Consider the following 1,638-nt stretch of genomic DNA (forward strand, 5'->3'; position numbering starts at 1 on the left):
TGATCTTATTCTTCGTGCTGAAAGATTAGAATGCGGTGTTCATGACACGCTTACGATCTGATTACCTTCAGCTGCCGTTATATTGGTGTTGAATACAAAAAGGGCTGCATATAGCAGCCCTTCAAGGAATGGGTAATCCAACTTGGCGTTAACCTCTAAGAGTTAACTACCTAATAGAGTCGCTTAACGATCCCAGTATGTTTCTTCTAAGCTATCTTCGCGTTCAGGTAGTGCACGAGAAAGGCGAGGAGAGTGCTGAGTCAACACTTCATAGCTTACACGGTTTGAGTACTTACAAATTTGAGACAGAGAAGAATACGTTAGACACGAGTGCTCGTGCTTTTCTGAGTTTGGTACATTCACGTGGTGGTAGCTGTTTGCTGCCATGTCGTGTAAAAGTGCAGAAAGTGCACCATCACCAGCACCATTGGTGTTTTTAATTTCGCGCGGGCCACCAAGATAAGGGCCAATGTGAGAGTAGACTTTTACCGGATCTTGACAGTCTTGCTTACGCATAGCACGGCTGAACTCGAATTTATTGAACTCAGGAATGTTACCCGGTAATAATGGCAGAGTGGTTTCGCGTTTCGCAGGCTCGTCAGTGTAGCCAGCCATGTATAAACCGATAGGGCCTGCAGTACAGAGAACGAGGTCAACCCACTCAAGTGCTTTGTTAGCAGCTAGAAGCGGATCTTTTTCACCCGTTAACGCTTCACCTTCGTCTTCGTTCATCGCGACGATGGTTACGTTTTCTTTCAGATATTCTTGCCACCATTCCGCATTACCTTCGATCACGTACTTAGTACCAAGTGTTAGTACAACTGGCACATTGTGCGCTTTCGCGTATTCAATCGCTTTTTGTACCGCTTTTGGCATCGGATCTTCAGGTTTGCCGCGCATTAGGTATGACGACACAACCAATGCTGATGCTTTCTCGAACACTTTTTCAGGAACGCTTTCAGGAAGCAGTTGGTTCATGTGGCCTTCGTTGATTGCAAACGTACGTTCACCATCTTCAGAAATAAGCGTGTAGCAACGACCAATAGGACCATCAACCGTTTGAAGGTGATTTAGATTCATACGAGAAGAAGTGCGGCAAAGGTAACGATAACCAAATGAGCCAACTTCAATCTTCTTAGACATAACGCCGAGCAATACAGATTTACTGTCTGCAAGTACGGAATAGTTGTGCAGTGTGTTGCCGATAGTATCGCCAGGGTATTGATGCGTGATCAAACCGCGCTCAACTAACTCTTCGTACAGCGCATCTGCTTTACTCTCTTCCAATACCAGTGAGTGACCTTTACTCAGCTCATATTTTTCAAGGAACGCGTTATCAACACGGGCTTCGATATCAACAATCGTTTGACCAACACCGACAATTGTTGCGCGGTGAAGCTTAGGCGTTTGTTGCATTTGGTTGACCAACGGATCACGTGCGTGAGTTGGAAAGTAGTGTTTAGATTTACGCTGTCCAGGAAACTTCATATGAAAAATACAGTGAAAAAATTTTGCCGAATGATATCACATTTTGTTTCTGATTCTTTCATTTTTATTACATTTAGAATCACCTGTACGATGTCTGTATCCGCCCCATGAACCCACGGGGCGACTTGTCAGTGTTTGAAGTTCCAAGGC

1 protein-coding gene is annotated in these 1,638 nt (G+C 44.6%); it reads right to left on the bottom strand.

Annotated features, from left to right (window positions below; translation table 11 throughout):
* Window positions 1-183: 183 nt before the first annotated feature.
* Complete coding sequence (locus AB6D07_RS22940; RefSeq protein ID WP_017097957.1) at window positions 184-1,488, bottom strand: inosine/guanosine kinase; 1,305 nt, start codon at window positions 1,486-1,488, stop codon at window positions 184-186.
* Window positions 1,489-1,638: the final 150 nt, after the last annotated feature.

Source organism: Vibrio sp. 10N.239.312.C11 (assembly GCF_041466065.1).
GTDB lineage: Bacteria > Pseudomonadota > Gammaproteobacteria > Enterobacterales > Vibrionaceae > Vibrio > Vibrio tasmaniensis_A.